This is a genomic window from Lutibacter sp. HS1-25 (genome assembly GCF_004121075.1).
Classification (GTDB): domain Bacteria; phylum Bacteroidota; class Bacteroidia; order Flavobacteriales; family Flavobacteriaceae; genus Lutibacter.
Window position 1 is genome coordinate 1 of sequence record NZ_RHLN01000074.1, and the last position, 1185, is coordinate 1185.

Annotated in this window: 2 protein-coding genes; one reads left to right on the plus strand and one right to left on the minus strand. The window is 32.5% G+C overall.

Annotation, left to right across the window (positions count from 1 at the left end):
* The coding region (locus tag EC396_RS12260; protein ID WP_164975278.1) for a transposase at positions 1-465 on the minus strand (465 nt) is incomplete at its 3' end.
* A gap of 244 nt (positions 466-709) precedes the next feature.
* Here EC396_RS12260 and EC396_RS18220 point away from each other — a divergent pair.
* The gene (locus EC396_RS18220; RefSeq protein ID WP_255421343.1) at positions 710-832 is read left to right on the plus strand and encodes a hypothetical protein; all 123 of its coding nucleotides are present in this window, start codon (positions 710-712) and stop codon (positions 830-832) included.
* The last annotated feature ends 353 nt before the right edge of the window (positions 833-1185 follow it).

Sequence of the window (1185 nt, forward strand, 5' to 3'; positions counted from 1 at the left end):
AGTATCCATAGAAGCATTCGCCTTTATTGGAGCTGAATCAATCGCCTGGGTATGTCCACTCACCATTCCTTTTTCAACACACATAGAAAATATCTTTGTGAAAACTTCTTCAAATACCGCTTCAGGATACAATTGACGGGTACGACTGATGGTGGAATGCCAAGGTAAAGGTTCATCAATGTCATAGCCTAAAAAGAACAAAATATCTAACCGCATACCGCTGTGTTGTATCAAATCTCTATCGCTAATGATGTTTTCCAAATAGCCAACCAAACACAGTTTAAAGAAAACAATAGGGTCAATACTTTTTTGTCCGCTTTCACCGTAATAGGGTCTGGTTAATAGATATAAAAAATCCAAATCCAACACTTGTTTTAATCTCCGATAAAAATTGTGTGCTGGTACTCGCTCACTTAACTGAAAATTAGCGAATAACTTTTCCTGATATTCTTTCTTGCCTTGCATTCCATGAAATTACGGATTTTTCATTTTTTTTACAACTATTTTAACCTATTTTTGATAGAACTTGTGCAACAGACACAATGGCTATAAGTAATTGCTTGTTCTCGCCTACTTCTGAAAATCCTCGCGGATTTTCAGTTTGGTGTGTACTTGCAAAGTTAAGTGCTAACCCACGCAACTACTCATAGCCTAGACCGTTAGCAAAAATAGCTCGACTGAGTTTCGGTCAGATAAAAAACATAATGCAATGAAAAAAGAAAACACAAAAAAGATTAAACTAATTAGAATGATTTTTGCGATAATTGTAATCGTAATATTTATTGATTTTGCTATCGGAGAATTTTTGCAAGGATGGATTAATCCAAGATAAAAAGATTGAGAATTCAACTTATTTAAATTTTGTTTAAAGAAAAATTAAACTAAACTGAGAAATTTGAATTCACTTCTACTCTACCGATTTTGAGAGTTGAAACGCGAAAAGCTCAATGAAACGGAGAAAATTAAAATCAGAACGGATTTGAGCATTGAAACGGATAAAAATTGCAGAACGTAAAAAGATAAATTAATAACAAAAGAAAAGGATTTTTATAAAAAAAACACGAATGACAAATCTCGGAAAGTACTAAAATTCAATTATCAGCATAACGTGTCGCTAAAATTTGCTAACAACTCATAAAATTTATGCTTACATTTGATTTAGTACAAACGATAAACATTCAATAA

What these genes read in the sequence shown, in the direction of transcription:
- EC396_RS18220 (WP_255421343.1), top strand. Translation starts at nt 710, where the DNA reads ATGAAAAAAGAAAACACAAAAAAGATTAAACTAATTAGAATGATTTTT.